15 protein-coding genes are annotated in these 17,708 nt (G+C 53.6%); 5 read left to right on the top strand and 10 right to left on the bottom strand.

All coding sequences use genetic code 11. The features are described from left to right. Positions 1-59: 59 nt before the first annotated feature. Positions 60-1,112: a PLP-dependent cysteine synthase family protein gene (locus tag CNE01S_RS09390; RefSeq protein ID WP_061275418.1), complete on the top strand. Its 1,053-nt coding sequence runs from the start codon at positions 60-62 to the stop codon at positions 1,110-1,112. Between the two features lie 152 nt (positions 1,113-1,264). Here CNE01S_RS09390 and cof read toward each other — a convergent pair whose 3' ends face one another. Continuing rightward, positions 1,265-2,089 (bottom strand): HMP-PP phosphatase, encoded by an 825-nt coding sequence (gene cof / locus CNE01S_RS09385; RefSeq protein ID WP_061275416.1) that lies wholly within the window; start codon positions 2,087-2,089, stop codon positions 1,265-1,267. Between the two features lie 93 nt (positions 2,090-2,182). Here cof and CNE01S_RS09380 point away from each other — a divergent pair, with 93 nt between their 5' ends. Beyond that, positions 2,183-3,886 (top strand): SgrR family transcriptional regulator, encoded by a 1,704-nt coding sequence (locus tag CNE01S_RS09380; protein WP_061275414.1) that lies wholly within the window; start codon positions 2,183-2,185, stop codon positions 3,884-3,886. 75 nt (positions 3,887-3,961) lie between these two features. Further along, complete coding sequence (gene queC, locus CNE01S_RS09375; RefSeq protein WP_061275413.1) at positions 3,962-4,657, top strand: 7-cyano-7-deazaguanine synthase QueC; 696 nt, start codon at positions 3,962-3,964, stop codon at positions 4,655-4,657. A gap of 143 nt (positions 4,658-4,800) precedes the next feature. Here the strand turns inward: queC and CNE01S_RS09370 are convergent, their stop codons facing one another. From CNE01S_RS09370 to bolA, 9 genes are all read right to left on the bottom strand, one after another. Continuing rightward, a complete protein-coding gene (locus tag CNE01S_RS09370; protein ID WP_061275411.1) occupies positions 4,801-5,202 on the bottom strand; it encodes a YbgC/FadM family acyl-CoA thioesterase in 402 nt (133 codons plus the stop codon). A 129-nt stretch (positions 5,203-5,331) separates the two neighbouring features. After that, positions 5,332-5,688, bottom strand: coding sequence for a ComEA family DNA-binding protein (locus tag CNE01S_RS09365; RefSeq protein WP_061275410.1), 357 nt, complete (start codon positions 5,686-5,688; stop codon positions 5,332-5,334). A 139-nt stretch (positions 5,689-5,827) separates the two neighbouring features. Continuing rightward, the gene (gene ppiD / locus CNE01S_RS09360; protein WP_061275408.1) at positions 5,828-7,702 is read right to left on the bottom strand and encodes a peptidylprolyl isomerase; all 1,875 of its coding nucleotides are present in this window, start codon (positions 7,700-7,702) and stop codon (positions 5,828-5,830) included. 236 nt (positions 7,703-7,938) lie between these two features. Next, complete coding sequence (gene hupB, locus CNE01S_RS09355) at positions 7,939-8,211, bottom strand: nucleoid-associated protein HU-beta (protein ID WP_008454620.1); 273 nt, start codon at positions 8,209-8,211, stop codon at positions 7,939-7,941. A gap of 209 nt (positions 8,212-8,420) precedes the next feature. Next, a complete protein-coding gene (gene lon, locus CNE01S_RS09350; protein WP_061275406.1) occupies positions 8,421-10,775 on the bottom strand; it encodes an endopeptidase La in 2,355 nt (784 codons plus the stop codon). 176 nt (positions 10,776-10,951) lie between these two features. Next, the gene (clpX, locus tag CNE01S_RS09345) at positions 10,952-12,226 is read right to left on the bottom strand and encodes an ATP-dependent protease ATP-binding subunit ClpX (RefSeq protein ID WP_061275405.1); all 1,275 of its coding nucleotides are present in this window, start codon (positions 12,224-12,226) and stop codon (positions 10,952-10,954) included. A gap of 131 nt (positions 12,227-12,357) precedes the next feature. Beyond that, positions 12,358-12,981 (bottom strand): ATP-dependent Clp endopeptidase proteolytic subunit ClpP, encoded by a 624-nt coding sequence (clpP, locus tag CNE01S_RS09340; RefSeq protein ID WP_008454616.1) that lies wholly within the window; start codon positions 12,979-12,981, stop codon positions 12,358-12,360. A 294-nt stretch (positions 12,982-13,275) separates the two neighbouring features. Further along, the gene (gene tig / locus CNE01S_RS09335) at positions 13,276-14,574 is read right to left on the bottom strand and encodes a trigger factor (protein WP_039290784.1); all 1,299 of its coding nucleotides are present in this window, start codon (positions 14,572-14,574) and stop codon (positions 13,276-13,278) included. A 348-nt stretch (positions 14,575-14,922) separates the two neighbouring features. Continuing rightward, the gene (gene bolA, locus CNE01S_RS09330; protein ID WP_008454607.1) at positions 14,923-15,240 is read right to left on the bottom strand and encodes a transcriptional regulator BolA; all 318 of its coding nucleotides are present in this window, start codon (positions 15,238-15,240) and stop codon (positions 14,923-14,925) included. Between the two features lie 305 nt (positions 15,241-15,545). Between bolA and CNE01S_RS09325 the strand changes: the two genes are divergently transcribed. Then, positions 15,546-16,124, top strand: a complete 579-nt coding sequence (locus CNE01S_RS09325) for a lipoprotein (RefSeq protein ID WP_008454604.1) — start codon at positions 15,546-15,548, stop codon at positions 16,122-16,124. 57 nt (positions 16,125-16,181) lie between these two features. Beyond that, positions 16,182-17,657: a muropeptide MFS transporter AmpG gene (ampG, locus tag CNE01S_RS09320; protein ID WP_061275403.1), complete on the top strand. Its 1,476-nt coding sequence runs from the start codon at positions 16,182-16,184 to the stop codon at positions 17,655-17,657. The last annotated feature ends 51 nt before the right edge of the window (positions 17,658-17,708 follow it).

The following is a 17,708-nucleotide window of genomic DNA, read 5'->3' as shown; positions in this document are numbered from 1 at the left end:
AACTTTTTTATCCTGACTTTAGATTACGCTAAGCACAAATTGATAAATGAGAATTTTCCATGACCAGCACCTGGGTAACCAACGCCATCAGCGAGATCAATGCCGACTATCAACGCTCTGCGGATACGCATCTTATCCGCCTGGCTTTGCCCGCTTTTCCGGGTATTCAGCTGTATCTGAAGGATGAGAGTACTCACCCGACCGGCAGCCTGAAGCACCGCCTGGCGCGCTCGCTGTTTCTTTACGGGCTGTGTAACGGCTGGATAAAAGAAGGCACCACGATTATCGAAGCCTCTTCTGGCTCAACGGCGGTATCTGAAGCCTATTTTGCTCGCCTGCTCGGCTTGCCGTTTATCGCCGTGATGCCAGCCAGCACCGCAAAACGCAAAATTGAACAAATTGAATTCTACGGCGGCCGCTGCCATTTTGTAGACAGCGCCTGCGAGATCTATGCCGCTTCGGAAATGCTCGCTCGCGAGCTGAACGGTCATTATATGGATCAGTTCACCTACGCCGAACGGGCAACCGACTGGCGCGGCAATAACAACATCGCCGACAGTATTTTCCGCCAGATGACCCATGAGCCACACCCGGTACCGGATTACATCGTGATGAGCGCGGGTACCGGCGGAACTTCAGCTACCATTGGCCGTTATCTTCGCTTCCAGGGACACGATACTAAGCTAATGGTCGTCGACCCGCAGAATTCAGTATTTCTTGATTATTGGCAGCAGCGTGACTGCAGCCTGAAAAGCGATGTCGGCAGCAAAATCGAAGGTATTGGACGCCCACGCTGTGAGCCTTCTTTTATTCCTGATGTGATTGACGAGATGATGCGCGTTCCGGATGCCGCCAGCGTCGCCACTATGCAATGGCTGGAATCCCAGCTTGGCCGCAAAGTGGGCGCCTCAACCGGCACCAATATGTGGGGCGTGCTGCAACTTGCCGCGAGAATGCGTGAGGAAGGCCGGAGTGGTTCTATCGTGACGCTGCTTTGCGACAGCGGCGAACGCTATCTTGAGTCCTACTACAACTCTGCCTGGGTGAACGATCATATCGGCGATCTTGCCCCGTTTAAGGCTGAAATTGCTCGTCTCATATCAATACCCTAAATAATTCGAGTTGCAGGAAGGCGGCAAGACCGTGAATCCTCAGGAGCATAGGTAACTATGTGACTGAGGTGAACGGGTGCAGTCAACGCACCTGCGGCTTGAAGTATGACGGGTATAAAAAAACCGGGCTAAATGCCCGGCGCTGTAAGGTCTCAATATTCGGGGGAATAGGTGAGATGTGGAGTGTCCAGCCAGTGCGTCAAATAGTGCGAGACCGCCTGATTACGGCAGTGGCCGATAACCGGCAGATGGGGTAAATCCGCTTTTAGCTGCGGCATGGCGTTGCCCATAATCAGGCCGTGCCCTACCGCCGAGAGCATTTCGCGGTCGTTCATCGCGTCGCCAAATGCCATGCAATCCTGCAGTGTGAAACCTAAATGCGAGCTCAGTACGCCAAGCGCCGCGCCCTTGTTGCTGCCCACCGGCAGCACTTCCAGGCAGTCCATTGCCGAGAAGCAAATAAATGCCCGATCGCCCAGCGCTTCATTAAGCTGAATGCGCAGGCGACACAGATCGTCATGATCGCCGCAGAAGCAGATCTTGGTGACTTCGTGAGCCGGTAAAGTACGAAGATCGACGATATGCGGCCGAAAACCGCTGTATACGTGCGCATGAAGCATTTCCGGGATTTCATGGCTGGTGAGCCAACCTGAATCATTAAAGGCATGCATGCTGGCTTCCGTGTCCCAGTGACCGTGCAATACCGTCTCTACCGCCCACGGCGAGAGATCGTTACGGTGCATTAATTCACCTTCCATGCTGTGAATGCGTGTGCCGTTACCGGTGATCAGAAAAGCTTCGAGATCGATCTTGCCGAGAATATGGCGCATCTCCAGCTCGTGGCGGCCGGTGGCAAAAGCCAGAGTTATCTGCCGCTCTTCACGCAGGCGCTTCAGCGTGTTCAGGGTAGCGTCCCCAAGGTGATGGTCGGGCAGCAGCAGCGTGCCGTCCATATCAAATGCAGCCAGACGAGCCATGGTTACTCCAGAAGTTACGTGACAGGCAAAAGTATCCTCTGGAATATACGGAACTAATAGTGAATACTTGGGAAAAAATGTTCCGGGTTTATTATGCGGCTTCTGAATCGACTCAATCAGTTCCAGCGTTTATGGCAGCCTTCCGGCGGGGAACCGCAGCAGGTGACCGTTGCCGAGCTGGCCGAACGCTGTTTTTGTAGCGACCGTCACGTCAGGACGCTGCTTAATCAGCTTGAAGACGCGGGCTGGTTGCGCTGGCGCGCGCAGTCTGGCCGCGGTAAACGCGGTGACCTGACGTTTCTGGTTTCTCCGGAAAACGTCAGGTCCGGCATGATGGAGCAGGTTCTCGATAAGGGCCAGCATCAGAACGCGCTGGAGTTGGCCCAGCTTGCGCCGGAACAGCTACGCCAGCTATTACAGCCGTTCCTTGGCGGCCAGTGGCAAAACGACGTTCCAACGCTGCGCATTCCTTATTACCGCCCTCTCGATCCCGTTGCCCCTGGTTTTCTGCCGGGCCGGGCCGAACAGCATCTCGCCGGGCAGGTGTTTTCCGGCCTCACGCGTTTTACTCGTGAAAGACCGGAGCCCCAGCCTGACCTCGCCCATCACTGGCAAGTATCAAACAAGGGCCTGTGCTGGGACTTTTTTATTCGCTCAACGCTTCACTGGCACAGCGGCGAACCCGTCGAAACTCACCAGCTCCAGCAGCGCCTGATGATGTTGCTGGAACTGCCCGCTCTCCGGCGGCTGTTTATCAGCGTCAAACGCATCGAGATCCCGCACGCGCAGTGCCTGCGCTTTATTTTGCATCGGCCTGACTATTGGCTCGCGCACCGGCTGGCGAGCTATTGCAGCCGCCTGGCGCATCCACAGGATACTCAGCTGGGCTGCGGCCCGTTCCGCATCGCCAGTTTTAAGCCAAATCTGGTGCGGCTGGAAAGTTTTGAAAGCTACCACCTGAAACACCCGCTGCTGAAAGCCATTGAATACTGGATAACGCCGCAGCTTTTCGAAACTGCACTCGGTACAAGCTGCCTGCATCCGGTGCAAATCGCCATCGGTCAACAGGATGAGCTGGAGAATCTGCGCCCGGTGAGCAGCAGCATCAGCCTGGGCTTCTGCTATCTGGGGATCCGCCCACAGGGAAGGCTCAGCGCCGCGCAGGCCAGAACCATCATGCAAATTGTCCGGGAACCGGAGATGATCGCCACGCTGCCGCTTAACAGCGAGCTGATCACCCCCAATCGAGAGATGATTCCTGGCTGGCAAATTCCCGGTTGGGGTGCACACAAAGCCGTAGCGTTACCGAAAAAGCTCACACTGGTTTACCATTTACCGGTTGAGCTTCACGCCATGGCCCTTCAGCTCAAGCGCTATTTAGCAGAGCGCGATTGCGAACTGACGGTGATTTTTCACGATGCCAAAACCTGGGCTGGCTGCGGGGATTTAGGCCAGGCAGATATCGTGATGGGCGACAGGCTGATTGGTGAGGCCCCGGAATACACCCTGGAGCAATGGCTTCGTAGCGATGTGCTGTGGCCAAATTTATTAAGCGCCGGGCATTACGCCCACCTGCAGGCCACGCTGGATGCCGTGCAGGCTTACCCTTATCCTCATGAACGTAATGAAGGCCTGAAAGAAGTCTTTCACGGCCTGATGCGGGAGGCCATAGTCACACCGCTATTTAATTATCGCTACCAGATAAGCGCCCCACCCGGCGTGAACGGCATTGAATTGAATGCCTGGGGCTGGTTTGATTTTTGTGAAGCCTGGCTCCCACCGCCGGGAATGGCGTGAAGAAGCTGGCTCGCGGCCTGGCGGGGCGTTACCATACCCTTTTCCAGACACTCTTATGAACGACAGGATTAGAGAATGAAACGTACAGTCGTGGTTTTCAGCGGCGGACAGGACTCCACCACCTGCCTGATCCAGGCCTTACAGCAATACGATGAAGTCCACTGCGTAACCTTTGATTATGGTCAGCGCCATCGGGCAGAAATCGACGTCGCTCAAAAGCTATCGTTGAAGCTTGGCGCACGTGCGCATAAAGTCCTGGACGTTACCCTGCTGAACGAACTGGCGGTAAGTAGCCTGACGCGAGACAGCATTCCGGTACCGGGTTACAACCCTGAGGATAAAGGCATCCCAAGTACTTTCGTACCTGGCCGTAATATCCTGTTCCTGACCCTGGCGGCGATTTACGCTTACCAGGTTGAAGCGGAATCCGTGATAACCGGCGTTTGCGAAACGGACTTCTCCGGCTACCCGGACTGCCGCGACGAGTTTGTTAAAGCGCTGAACCACGCGGTAAGCCTCGGGATGGCAAGAGACATCCGGTTTGAAACGCCGCTGATGTGGCTGGACAAAGCGGAAACCTGGGCGCTGGCCGATTACTGGCAGAGTCTGGAAACAGTCCGTCAGGAGACGCTGACCTGCTACAACGGCATTCAGGGAGACGGCTGTGGCGAATGCGCCGCCTGCAACCTGCGTGCTAATGGCCTGAACCACTATCTGGCCAACAAATCCGCGGTCATGGCCGCAATGAAGCAAAAAACTGGCCTGAAGTAAGGCATAACGGCGTGGTGACAAATCTCTGTTGATAGAACAAACACCGAACGGTTCGTAAAAAGACAGGAAAATCAATTTATTGATTTTCGGCTGATAATCACAAAGAGGGAAAAACCACGCTTTTTCCCTCTTTGCCAGCAATTTTAGGCACCCATCATCTGTTCCAGTTTCTCACGCAATTCACCTTCTAACGGAACGGCCTTTTGCGTTTTTAAATCAATGCAGACGAAAGTCAGCAGCGCGTCGGCCACGGCTTCGCCTTCGGGCTCCAGCGTCACTACCTGGCTCAACACGCCACTTTTACCGTTAATCTGCTGCAGTTTGCTATCAATGCGAAGCAGGTCGCCAAGCACCGCCGGGCGGCGATAGCTGATATTGATGTTCACCACGATGAAAGCGATGTTGTGTTCCGTCATCCACTGGAAACCCGTCGTTTTTTCCAGCCCTTCCCAGCGGGCCTCCTCGAGAAACTCAAGATAACGAGCGTTGTTAACGTGTTGGTAGACGTCCATGTGATATCCACGAACTTTGATATGTGTCTGCATAGCGCGAGGCCCTTGTACTGTTTTTGTTGTCATCAGGTGAAGGTAAGCGAGGCCATACCAGCAACTGGTATGACCTCTAACTCAGCGTAGCAAACTTTCCTCTTCAGGTGGAAGCCTGAGCACGTAAACTCAAAGTTTTATGCGAGCCAGGTTACGTTCTACCAGCGATGCGCCAATGCCCGGGACCTCCTGCAGCTGATCCAACGTTTTAAACGGGCCGAATTCGTCACGGTAGCTGACGATGGCCTGCGCCTTTTTCAATCCCACACCGTTCATTTTCTGGGCAAGCTCTTCCGCCGGGGCGCTATTGATACTCACCAGCCCCTCCCCTTGCCCCATCGCTTTGGCAGGGGCAGCTTTAGACTGCACTGCTGCAGCGCTTGCCGGGGGCGAACCTGCTTTTTCTGTAGCAGCATGCGCTGGTGCACAGCCGAGTAAACCGGCCAGAACGAGTGAAAGTGAAAATGCTTTGATTCCTGATGTCATGCTGTGTCCTCCATGTGTGTTGACAGCCCAGTCACCATAACGAGGATAAAAATCAGGAACAAATGCCAGGTTTTAAATGTGGAAAAGGCCGCGAAAGCGGCCTTCAGGAATTACACTGCGTTGCAAAAATTTGCGAGGGTTACTGCTGCCGGTCGATGATATCGCCCAGTTTGATCTTCGCTTCTTTACGCAGGTTGGACATCAGCGCTTCGAAAGCAATCTGGGCATTGTTCTGAGTGATACCCTGCACCATCGCTTTTTTCTGCTCGTCCGGCATTGAGCCCGCTTTCACTTCATCCAGCGACAGCAGTACTACGTTGCCCTGCATGTCATTGGCGACGCCAAAGCTCGGCTTATCTTTCGCCGGCAGAGGCAACCCAAAGGCGGCCTGGCTGATAGGATCCTGCCCGGTACGGCTCAGCGTCTTCGCTTCACCGAAGCTCAGGCCCGCCGCTTTCATTTCGTCAGCGCCTTTGCCCAGTTTCAGCGCGCTCAGCAGTTTGTCGGCATCCAGTTTCGCCTGCTGCTCCGCTTTCTGCTGCTTCACGGCGGCAATAACCTGGTCACGCACTTCAGTCAGAGGTTTAACCGCTTCGGTTTTATGCTCGGAGACGCGCAGCACAAAAGCACGGTCGCCATCGACGGTAATGATATCGGAGTTGCTGCCCGGTGAACCATTTTCACCCACCAAACCACCGCTGAAGATAGCATCGGCAACCGGTTTGAAGTTCAGTTCTTCAGGCAGGTTGTCGTGGCCGAACCAGCTGGTTTCAACCGCTTTAACACCGGCAACTTTCTCGGCGCTTGCCAGAGATTCGTTGTCGTTGCTCGCGGCATCGCTGACTTTCTGCTGCAGTGCATAGTAAGCATCAACGGCTTTTTCCTGCTTCACTTTAGCCACGATGCCGTCGCGGACTTCCGCCAGCGGTTTTTCAACGGCAGGCTGGATATCGTCCAGGCGAACAATCAGGAAGCCAACGGAGGATTTAACGACGCCGGACAGCTGGCCTTTTTCTTTCAGGCCGGCATTTTTCAGCTCGTCAGGCGTAGTGGACGCTTCCAGCCAACCCATGTCGCCGCCGTTACGGGCAGAGATAATGTCAGCAGACTTCGCCTTAGCCAGCGCGGCAAAATCGCCGCCCTTGTTCAGCTCGTCGAGAATCGCTTTCGCTTCGTCTTCGGTTTTAGTCTGAATCACGCTGTAGCGGTTGCGCTGCGGCTGGGTGAATTCATCTTTGTGCTGGTCGTAGTATGCCTGTACGTCCGCATCACTGGCCTCTTCCTGCATGGAAGCGGCGTCCAGCTTGATGTAGCTGACTTTAAACTGTTCAGGGGTGATGTAGCGGTTTTTGTTCTGCTCGTAGTTGGCGTTGATTTCCTGCTCGGTAGCGTCTTGCTTCGCGGCCAGCGCTTTCACGTCGATTGTGGCTTCGCGCACGACGCGCTGCTGGGAGACCAATGCCGCCAGCTCGTCGGTTTCGCCGTTGAGCATAAAGTCGGTGCCGACCACGGCTTTAATCAGTTGGTCGGTGGTGAGCTGATTGCGCAGCGCTTGTGCATATTGGTCGGCAGTTAATCCCATGTTGCCGATGATTGCGTTATAGCGAGCGTTATCGAACTTACCGTTATTCTGGAAGGCAGGTTGGCTGAAGATCGCCATTTTCACCTGCTCGTCGCTGATGCCGAGGCCCAGATGTTTGGCGTACTGATCGAGCAGCGCCTCATCAATCAGTTGGTTGAGCACCTGCTGACGCATCTGCTTCATGTAGCCTTCGTTACCCGCGAGAACGGAGAACTGATCGCCCAGCTGTTGCTGCTGGCGATTACGCTCGTTCGCCACCGCGTTTTCGAACTGACCACGCGCAATCTCCTGGCCATTTACTTTTGCGGCATAATTATTGTTACCGCCAGTCAGGTAGCTACCTACGCCAGTCAGAACGAATGACAAGATAATCAAACCCAGAATGATCTTGAGCACGACATGGTTAGCCGCCGCTCGTAAATTGTCCATCATGGTGTAACAACACTCCGCTGTAGTATGACTTGGTAAACCTGCGCAGGCGCTAAGCTGGCATCCTTAATGATTCAAGCTGCCCTGTGCTGCGCGCAAAGGCGTATTGTGACAAGAAACCCGCTGCAAATCATCAACACCTGCGTAAAATTCGGCTTCAGGCAATAAAAAAGGCACATCAAACGATGCGCCCCTGCGATACCTGACACCATCTACCCCAGTCAGTCGGGGCTAATAAATCAGTTAACAGCGTCTTTCAGCGCTTTACCAGCACGGAAGCCTGGTACTTTTGCTGCGGCGATGGTGATTTCTTTACCGGTTTGAGGGTTGCGGCCAGTACGGGCAGCACGCTCTTTAACAGCAAAGGTACCAAAACCTACCAGTGCTACGTCTTCCCCGGACTGCAGAGATTCAGTAACAGAAGCAATAACAGCATCTAACGCACGTCCAGCCGCGGCTTTAGAAATATCAGCACCTGCGGCAATTTTGTCTATCAGTTGAGATTTATTCACTCTTCTCTTCCTCTCTTTATAATTTATATCGCACCTGATATCCCTCAGGTGCGACCGCGCAGCAGTTATAACAGGCTCGTCATGCCCTTACAACAGGAGTTGTGGACGATAAGCTCAGCCAGCAACTAAATTAGCGACACAAAAAAAAGCTGGCAAGTGACAATTCACTTACCAGCCCTAATTTTATTGACTGTATTTGCGTCAGGTCACTATTTTGCGGTGACCACCTGCATGCCAGAAGGCTCATTCTGCAGCGCGAGGGCCAGAACTTCCTCAATACGCTTCACAGGATGAATAGTCAGGTCAGCAATCACGTTGTCCGGAATTTCTTCCAGATCGCGCTTGTTGTCGTCCGGGATAAGCACGGTTTTGATGCCGCCACGATGCGCTGCCAGCAGCTTCTCTTTCAGGCCACCAATCGGCAACACCTGGCCACGCAGGGTAATTTCACCGGTCATTGCCACATCGGCGCGAACCGGGTTTCCCGTCAGGCAGGACACCAACGCGGTACACATTGCGATACCTGCACTTGGGCCGTCTTTCGGCGTCGCCCCTTCCGGTACGTGAACGTGAATATCACGTTTTTCGTAGAAGTCACCGTTGATACCCAGTTTTTCCGCACGAGCACGGACAACGGTCAGCGCCGCCTGGATGGACTCCTGCATGACTTCACCGAGAGAACCGGTATAAGTCAGCTTACCTTTACCCGGTACGCAGGCGGTTTCGATGGTCAGCAGGTCGCCGCCCACTTCCGTCCACGCCAGTCCGGTCACCTGGCCTACGCGGTTTTCACTGTCGGCACGGCCGTAATCAAAGCGCTGTACCCCAAGGTAATCCTTCAGGTTATCGCCGTTGATTTCGATGTGTTTGAGCGATTTATCGAGCAGCAGCTGTTTCACCGCTTTACGGCAAAGCTTGGAGATTTCACGCTCGAGGCTACGGACGCCTGCTTCACGAGTGTAATAGCGGATAATGCCAACAATGGCGCTGTCATCCACCTTCAGCTCGCCTTTTTTCAGGGCGTTGCGCTCAATTTGCTTCGGCAACAGGTGCTGTTTGGCAATGTTCAGTTTTTCGTCTTCGGTATAACCCGACAGGCGAATCACTTCCATACGATCCAGCAACGGTGCCGGGATGTTCATGGAGTTAGAGGTCGCCACAAACATTACGTCACTGAGATCGTAGTCCACTTCCAGATAGTGATCGTTAAAAGTCACGTTCTGTTCTGGATCAAGCACTTCCAGCAGAGCAGATGCAGGGTCACCGCGCATGTCGGAAGACATCTTGTCGATTTCATCCAGCAGGAACAGCGGGTTTTTCACCCCGACTTTTGCCATCTTCTGAATCAGTTTACCCGGCATAGAACCGATGTAAGTCCGGCGGTGACCGCGGATTTCCGCTTCGTCACGCACGCCGCCCAGCGCCATACGCACGTATTTACGGCCTGTGGCTTTGGCGATGGACTGGCCCAGCGAGGTTTTACCCACCCCCGGCGGCCCAACCAGGCAAAGAATTGGCCCTTTCAGCTTGTTCACGCGGCTCTGGACTGCGAGATATTCCAGAATACGATCTTTCACACGTTCCAGGCCGTAATGGTCGGTATCGAGGATTTCCTGCGCCTGACGCAGATCTTTTTTGACCTTGCTGCGGGCGTTCCACGGAACCTGAACCATCCAGTCGATGTAGCCGCGCACAACGGTGGCCTCCGCAGACATCGGCGACATCATTTTTAGCTTTTGTAGCTCGGCTTCGGTTTTCTCACGCGCTTCTTTCGGCATTTTCGCCGCGTCAATTTTGCGCTTCAGCGCTTCATTTTCATCAGGCGCGTCGTCCATTTCGCCCAGTTCTTTCTGAATGGCCTTCATCTGCTCATTCAGATAGTACTCGCGCTGGCTTTTTTCCATCTGCTTTTTGACGCGGTTGCGAATGCGTTTCTCAACCTGCAGCAGATCGATTTCCGATTCCATCATCGCCATCAGGTATTCAAGACGCTCGTTGATATCGGACATTTCAAGCACAGACTGCTTGTCCGACAGCTTCAGCGGCATATGGGCGGCAATGGTATCGGCCAGACGTGCAGGATCGTCGATGCTGTTCAGCGACGTCAGCACTTCCGGCGGAATTTTTTTGTTCAGCTTGATGTAGCCTTCAAACTGATTGATTGCGGTGCGGACCAGCACTTCCTGCTCGCGCTCTTCAATCGCCGGCGATTCCAGGTACTCAGCCTGTGCTGAGAAATGCTCGCCGTTGTCAGACAGCTTGGTGATGCGCGCGCGCTGAAGGCCTTCAACCAGCACTTTTACCGTGCCGTCCGGCAGTTTCAGCATCTGCAGAATTGAAGCAACGGTACCTACAGTGAACAGGTCGTTAACACCTGGCTCATCCGTCGAAGCCTCTTTCTGCGCCACCAGCATGATTTTCTTATCATGGTCCATTGCAGCTTCCAGGCAGCGAATGGATTTTTCACGCCCGACAAACAGTGGAATAACCATGTGCGGATAAACCACCACATCGCGCAGCGGCAATACGGGGATTTCAATGCGTTCAGAACGCTCAGGATTCATAGAGCTCTCTCTTAGTTTAATGTCCGCCAGGTGATTTGGTGAACGCTTCCGCTCCACCAACAAGTAAATCAGTATATGGGGCTGTTTCCCGGACATTCAACTGTGGGAATGCAGGAAAAATAAATGGGGGATAAAATCCCCCATTTTCTTATTAACTGACTGGTTATTCTGGCGAATTATTCACCGGATGCCTGTTGCGCTTCCGGCTTACCATAAATTAATAGCGGCTTGGACTGGCCAGCGATGACGGACTCGTCAATGACCACTTTTTCCACGTCATCCATAGAGGGCAGATCGTACATGGTGTCCAGCAGCGCGCCTTCCACGATGGAACGCAGGCCGCGAGCACCGGTTTTACGGATCATCGCTTTCTTGGCAATGGCATCCAGCGCTTCATCACGGAATTCCAGCTCTACGCCTTCCAGATTGAACAATGCCTGATACTGCTTCGTCAGGGCATTTTTCGGCTCTTTCAGGATCTGAATCAGCGCGTCTTCGCTCAATTCGCTGAGCGTAGCAACCACCGGCAGACGGCCGATAAACTCAGGGATCAGACCAAACTTGATCAGATCTTCTGGTTCTACCTGGCCAAGCAGCTGGCCTTCGCTCGCTTTTTCAGATTTCGCTTTTACCGTTGCGCCAAAGCCGATACCGGAACCCGTTTCCACGCGGTTAGCGATAACTTTATCCAGGCCAGCAAATGCGCCGCCGCAGATAAACAGAATCTTGGAGGTATCAACCTGCAAGAATTCCTGCTGCGGATGCTTACGGCCGCCCTGAGGTGGAACGGCAGCCACGGTGCCTTCAATCAGTTTCAGCAGCGCCTGCTGCACGCCTTCACCGGAAACGTCGCGGGTGATGGACGGGTTATCAGATTTGCGGGAAATTTTATCGATCTCATCGATGTACACGATGCCGCGCTGGGCTTTCTGTACGTCGTAGTCGCATTTCTGCAGCAGTTTCTGAATGATGTTTTCAACGTCTTCGCCCACGTAACCTGCTTCGGTCAGCGTGGTCGCGTCCGCCATGGTAAATGGCACATCCAGCAGGCGAGCCAGCGTTTCTGCCAGCAGCGTTTTACCGCTACCGGTCGGGCCGATCAGCAGAATGTTGCTTTTACCCAGTTCAACGCCGTTGGACGTATCGCTGTTACGCAGACGTTTGTAGTGGTTGTAAACCGCCACCGCCAGCACTTTTTTTGCCTGCTCCTGGCCGATGACATAATCGTCAAGATGGTGGCGAATTTCGTGCGGCGTTGGCAACGCACTGCGTTCACGATGCGGCGCAACTTCTTTAATCTCTTCGCGAATGATGTCGTTACATAAATCGACGCACTCATCGCAGATATACACTGACGGCCCGGCAATCAGCTTGCGCACTTCATGCTGGCTTTTGCCGCAAAAAGAGCAGTACAGCAGTTTGCCTGAACCGTCTTTGCGCTTATCTGTCATCAGTAAAACCTCTTCTCTTTTCTGTGTGCTACCACCGGTAGCACAAGTGCCATTCTACGGCGCAGCCGGTAGTGAAGCGTTAAGTCAGGCCGCTACTTTGACTATAGTATAGCGGCCCAAAGCTTCGGGCATTAGTTACGGTGAGTCAGGATCGAATCAACTAAACCGTACTCTACCGCTTCGCTTGCGGAGAGGAAACGATCGCGCTCGGTGTCTTTCTCGATTTGTTCAAGCGATTTGCCCGTATGTTCCGCCATCAGTTCGTTCATACGTGCTTTTACTTTCAGGATCTCTTTAGCGTGGATTTCGATATCCGTCGCCTGGCCCTGATAGCCGCCCAGCGGCTGGTGAATCATGACGCGGGAGTTAGGCAGGCAGAAACGCTTACCTTTTGCCCCAGCGGTCAGCAGGAATGCACCCATAGAGCAAGCCTGGCCCATACAAATGGTGCTGACGTCCGGCTTAATAAACTTCATGGTGTCGTAAATCGACATCCCGGCCGTAATTACGCCACCCGGAGAGTTGATGTAAAGATAGATATCTTTTTCCGGGTTTTCTGCTTCCAGAAACAGCATCTGCGCCACAATCAGGTTAGCCATATGATCTTCTACCTGACCGGTCAGGAAGATGACGCGCTCCTTAAGCAGACGAGAATAGATATCGTATGAACGTTCGCCGCGGGATGTTTGTTCAACAACCATCGGCACCAGGGCCATATGGGGTGCTAATTGATCTCGTTCGCCACTGTATGACATGTCCGTCTCCTGGAGTAATTAAGCCTACTGTACTGATTCTACTTGAGACGCAGGATATTGACTATGTTCCTTGCGCCGATTCTGGACGGAGTCAGTCAGGGATTGTTAATGGAACCTCACCCGAATAATGGGGATGATTTGCCCTGTTTCAAGCATAACAACCTTTTGTTGTTACGCTAACCCTGAAATAGGGATTTATTGATGGCTTATCGTGTGATTTAGCAATAAAAAAAGCCCGCCACCAAAAGGTGACGGGCCTGATACAGCGGTTTTTGGCTAATTAGCCAAAAGCACTTATGCCTGCTGGTTCATCAGCTCGCTGAAAGTGGTCGCTTTTTCGGACACTTTCGCTTTAGCCAGAACGGCTTCAACAGCCTGCTCTTCCAGCGCAACGTTGCGCATGTTGTCCATCAGCTCTTTGTTTTTGCCATAGAACTCGATGACTTCAGTCGGATCTTCGTAGGCAGAAGCCATTTCTTCGATCAGACCTTTAACACGCTCTTCGTCAGCTTTCAGCTCGTGGGTACGAATCACTTCGCCCAGCAGCAAGCCAACAACAACGCGACGTTTAGCCTGCTCTTCGAACAGTTCACGTGGCAGTTCCAGAGCCTGTTTCTCGTTGCCACCGAAACGCTGTGCAGCCTGGCGACGCAGAACGTCGATTTCGCCGTCGATCAGCGCAGCTGGCACGTCGATGTTGTTAGCGTTAACCAGACCGTCGATTGCCTGAGACTTGATGCGGTTACGCACCGCGCCTTTCAGTTCGCGATCCATGTTTTTACGAACTTCGGTACGCAGACCAGCAACGGAACCATCTTCAACGCCGAAACGCTTGATGAACTCTTCGGTGAATTCTGGCAGCTCGCGTGCTTCAACTTTCTTCAGCACGATGTCGAACTTCGCTGCTTTCCCTTTCAGGTTTTCAGCGTGATATTCTTCAGGGAAGGTCACTTCGATGGTGAATTCTTCGCCCGCTTTGTGGCCAACGATGCCGTCTTCGAAGCCAGGGATCATACGACCCTGACCCATTGCCAGCACGAAGTCAGAGGCTTTACCGCCTTCGAACACTTCGCCGTCAACGGAGCCGGTGAAATCGATGGTGACGCGATCTTCTGCGGTCGCTGCAGCGTCGCTGTCTTTCCAGGTCGCCTGCTGCTTGCGCAGGGTGTCCAGCATGGCATCAACGTCTTCGTCGGTCACTTCAACAACCGGTTTTTCAACTTCGATGGCTTCCAGACCCTGCAGCTCAACTTCTGGGTACACTTCGAACTCTACCGCGTAGGTGAAGTCTTCGCCCAGTTTGTATTCGCCCGGCACGTAGTTAGGTGCGCCAGCCGGATTGATCTTCTCTTTGATAATCGCATCAATGAAGTTGCGGCTCATCAGTTCACCCAGCACGTCCTGGCGTACAGATGCGCCATAACGCTGAGCAACTACGGTCATCGGCACTTTACCCTTACGGAAGCCGTCGATACGTACTTTTTTAGCCACGTTGACCAGCTCGCTTTTTACAGCGGTTTCGATGCTGTCTGCAGCGATGGTAAGCGTGAGACGGCGGCCAAGGCCCTGAGTGGTTTCAACTGAAACTTGCATCTTGTTACCTCAAAAAATCACAGTGCTCGGTCAACTCTGGAAGCCCGGCTGGCTTCACAGAACCAGGATGTTCTCTGAATCAGAAACACATTCCCTGTCGTCAGAATCATCCCGAAGACATTCAAAAAATAAGACGCAGCATTATAGCGGCATCGCTGGGGTGAGTCGAGAACGGCAATAGCGCTCGGCTGCGGCCTTTTTCACACTTCTTTGTCATTTATTCTTTTTTGCCCGCTCTCTTGAAGAGGCAGACAAAACAAAACGGCCCGCAGGCCGTTTTTGGAAACGCAGTATACATACCGCAACATAACGGAAAAGTTCCCTTAGTTGCAAACGCTTAGCGGTAAATCAAGCGATGCTGCCCGCGCCACGGCAGTTTGGGGAGGCAAACACCGTGTCCTGCAGACCTTCCCACTCTTTTACGGTATAGGTATGCAGCGCCAGCGCGTGTACCGGGCCTGCCAGTTCCTCACTCAACGTGCCATAAATCATACGGTGCCGGTTTAAAAAGCGCTCGCCGGTAAAACGATCGCTAACCAGCACCACCTTGAAATGGCTTTCAGAGCCCGCCGGGACATTGTGACGATAGCTTTCATCCACGACTTCCAGGTACGCGGGGGTAAAGGCGGCTTTTAACTTCTCTTCTATCTGCTCGCGTATCAGCATGAACTTTCTCCTCGACAACGTAGAGATGCCACTCATCCCTTTAAATGTTAGCCGCTTTTAGCCAGATTTTGCTTTGAACACAACAAAAATTTAACTTTCGCGGGCGGTTCCTCACCCGGTAATCAGAACGTTCATAGGGTTAAGGCACTAAACCGAATGAAAAGTGTCAGAAGGTTTTGCTGAGGCCCGGAAAAATGGCAACGCGATGAAATTCCGTGCGTTAAGCACTTCCCCTGAACGGCCGCAGTGTTATGATGGCGTGATTTTTTATCAGCCTGCCCTTTGAGTACATTGAGAAAGCGAACATGTTAAAAAAATTACTTTTCCCGCTGGTTGCCATGTTTATGCTGGCCAGCTGTGCAACACCGCCAACCACTATTGAAGTGTCGCCAAAAATCACCCTGCCACAGCAGGATCCAAGCCTGATGGGCGTTACGCTAAGCATCAACGGTGCCGATCAGCGTACCAGCCAGGCGCTGGCGAAAGTGACCCGCGACAATCAGCTTGTCACGCTGACGCCATCCCGCGATCTGCGCTTCCTGCTGCAGGAAGTGCTGGAGAAGCAGATGACCGCTCGCGGTTATATGATTGGGCCGAACAGCCCGGTTGACCTGCAGATCATCGTTAACCAGCTGTACGCCGACGTTTCCCAGGGTAACGTGCGCTACAACATCGCCACCAAAGCGGATATCTCCATCATTGCGACCGCGAAGAACGGCAACAAGATGACCAAGAACTACCGCTCCAGCTATAACGTCGAAGGCGCGTTCCAGGCTACCAATAAAAATATCGCTGACGCGGTTAACTCCGTGCTGACCGATACCATTGCGGATATGGCTCAGGACACCAGCGTTCACGACTTCGTTAAGCAGAACGCTCGTTAATTTTTACCCCGTTGGCCTGCTCACGCGGGCCAACAACAGAGTTTGTACAATTCCCCTATGTCCAATCATTATCTGCGCATCTTTCAGCAGCCGAAATCAGCCATTTTACTGATTCTGGGCTTTGCGTCCGGTCTGCCTTTAGCCCTGACTTCAGGCACGCTTCAGGCCTGGATGACCGTCGAAAATATCGACCTGAAAACCATCGGTTTCTTCTCGCTTGTGGGCCAGGCCTACGTCTTTAAGTTTCTTTGGTCGCCGGTAATGGACCGCTACACCCCGCCGCTGCTCGGGCGTCGTCGCGGCTGGCTGTTAATTACGCAAATTCTGTTGTTGGTGGCGATTGCCGCCATGGGGTTCCTTGAACCCACCTCTCAGCTGCGCTGGATGGCTGCCCTGGCGGTGATCATCGCCTTCTGTTCAGCCTCTCAGGATATCGTCTTTGATGCCTGGAAGACCGACGTTTTGTCTGCCGAAGAGCGCGGCACCGGCGCCGCCATCAGCGTGCTGGGCTACCGTCTGGCGATGCTGGTTTCCGGCGGCCTTGCGCTATGGATTGCGGACCGCTATTTAGGCTGGCAGGCAACCTACTGGCTGATGGCAGCCCTGCTGGTACCTTGCATTATCGCCACCTTTTTAGCGCCTGAACCAACGAACGCAATCCCGGTGCCTAAAAGCCTGGAACGCGCCGTCGTTGAGCCGCTGCGTGACTTCTTTGGCCGCAACAACGCCTGGCTAATTTTGCTGCTGATCGTGCTTTATAAGCTGGGCGATGCCTTTGCCATGAGCCTGACTACGACGTTTCTGATTCGCGGCGTCGGCTTTGATGCCGGTGAAGTGGGTATGGTGAATAAAACCCTTGGGCTGTGTGCCACCATTATCGGGGCGCTGCTTGGCGGAATGCTGATGCAAAAGCTGACGCTGTTCCGCGCGCTGCTGATTTTTGGCATTTTGCAGGGCGTGTCCAACGCCGGTTACTGGCTGCTGTCGGTAACGGATAAGGACATGATTACCATGGCGAGCGCGGTGTTCTTCGAGAATCTTTGCGGCGGCATGGGCACTGCAGCCTTCGTGGCGCTGCTGATGACGCTGTGCAATAAGTCATTTTCCGCCACCCAGTTTGCGCTGCTTTCTGCGCTGTCCGCCGTGGGGCGCGTCTATGTCGGCCCGATTGCCGGCTGGTTTGTAGAGGCGCACGGCTGGCCAACCTTCTACCTGTTTTCGGTCGTTGCGGCGGTGCCGGGGATCCTTTTACTGCTGGTGTGCAAAAGCACGCTGGAATTCACTCAACAAACCGAAACCTTTATGTCGCGCAGTGAATTTGCTCCGGCCTATCGCCTGGCGCTGCGTACTCTAAGCTTTGGCTGCCTGCTGCTGGCGGCATGGCTGGTAGTGATTATCTGTAATGCGCTGGGGTTAACCGAGTGGGCGTTTGATTTACAGCTTCTGGAATGGGGCGCTTTGTTCGCCATCGGTGGGATTCTGTTTGGCGGCGTGCTGGACTTCCTCGCCCTGCGCAAAACGGCGCTTATCTGATAAGAATAAAAAAACCGGGCTGAGAAAGCCGGCAAGGTTATCCCTGCCGGC

Source organism: Cedecea neteri NBRC 105707 = ATCC 33855, assembly GCF_001571265.1.
In the GTDB taxonomy this organism is placed as follows: Bacteria; Pseudomonadota; Gammaproteobacteria; order Enterobacterales; family Enterobacteriaceae; genus Cedecea; species Cedecea neteri.
This window is presented reverse-complemented; position numbering and strand designations above follow the sequence as displayed.

Coding starts and splice junctions, on each gene's coding strand:
- CNE01S_RS09390 (WP_061275418.1), top strand. CDS start 60: ATGACCAGCACCTGGGTAACCAACGCCATCAGCGAGATCAATGCCGAC.
- cof (WP_061275416.1), bottom strand. CDS start 2,089: ATGGCTCGTCTGGCTGCATTTGATATGGACGGCACGCTGCTGCTGCCC.
- CNE01S_RS09380 (WP_061275414.1), top strand. CDS start 2,183: ATGCGGCTTCTGAATCGACTCAATCAGTTCCAGCGTTTATGGCAGCCT.
- queC (WP_061275413.1), top strand. CDS start 3,962: ATGAAACGTACAGTCGTGGTTTTCAGCGGCGGACAGGACTCCACCACC.
- CNE01S_RS09370 (WP_061275411.1), bottom strand. CDS start 5,202: ATGCAGACACATATCAAAGTTCGTGGATATCACATGGACGTCTACCAA.
- CNE01S_RS09365 (WP_061275410.1), bottom strand. CDS start 5,688: ATGACATCAGGAATCAAAGCATTTTCACTTTCACTCGTTCTGGCCGGT.
- ppiD (WP_061275408.1), bottom strand. CDS start 7,702: ATGATGGACAATTTACGAGCGGCGGCTAACCATGTCGTGCTCAAGATC.
- lon (WP_061275406.1), bottom strand. CDS start 10,775: ATGAATCCTGAGCGTTCTGAACGCATTGAAATCCCCGTATTGCCGCTG.
- clpX (WP_061275405.1), bottom strand. CDS start 12,226: ATGACAGATAAGCGCAAAGACGGTTCAGGCAAACTGCTGTACTGCTCT.
- clpP (WP_008454616.1), bottom strand. CDS start 12,981: ATGTCATACAGTGGCGAACGAGATCAATTAGCACCCCATATGGCCCTG.
- tig (WP_039290784.1), bottom strand. CDS start 14,574: ATGCAAGTTTCAGTTGAAACCACTCAGGGCCTTGGCCGCCGTCTCACG.
- bolA (WP_008454607.1), bottom strand. CDS start 15,240: ATGCTGATACGCGAGCAGATAGAAGAGAAGTTAAAAGCCGCCTTTACC.
- CNE01S_RS09325 (WP_008454604.1), top strand. CDS start 15,546: ATGTTAAAAAAATTACTTTTCCCGCTGGTTGCCATGTTTATGCTGGCC.
- ampG (WP_061275403.1), top strand. CDS start 16,182: ATGTCCAATCATTATCTGCGCATCTTTCAGCAGCCGAAATCAGCCATT.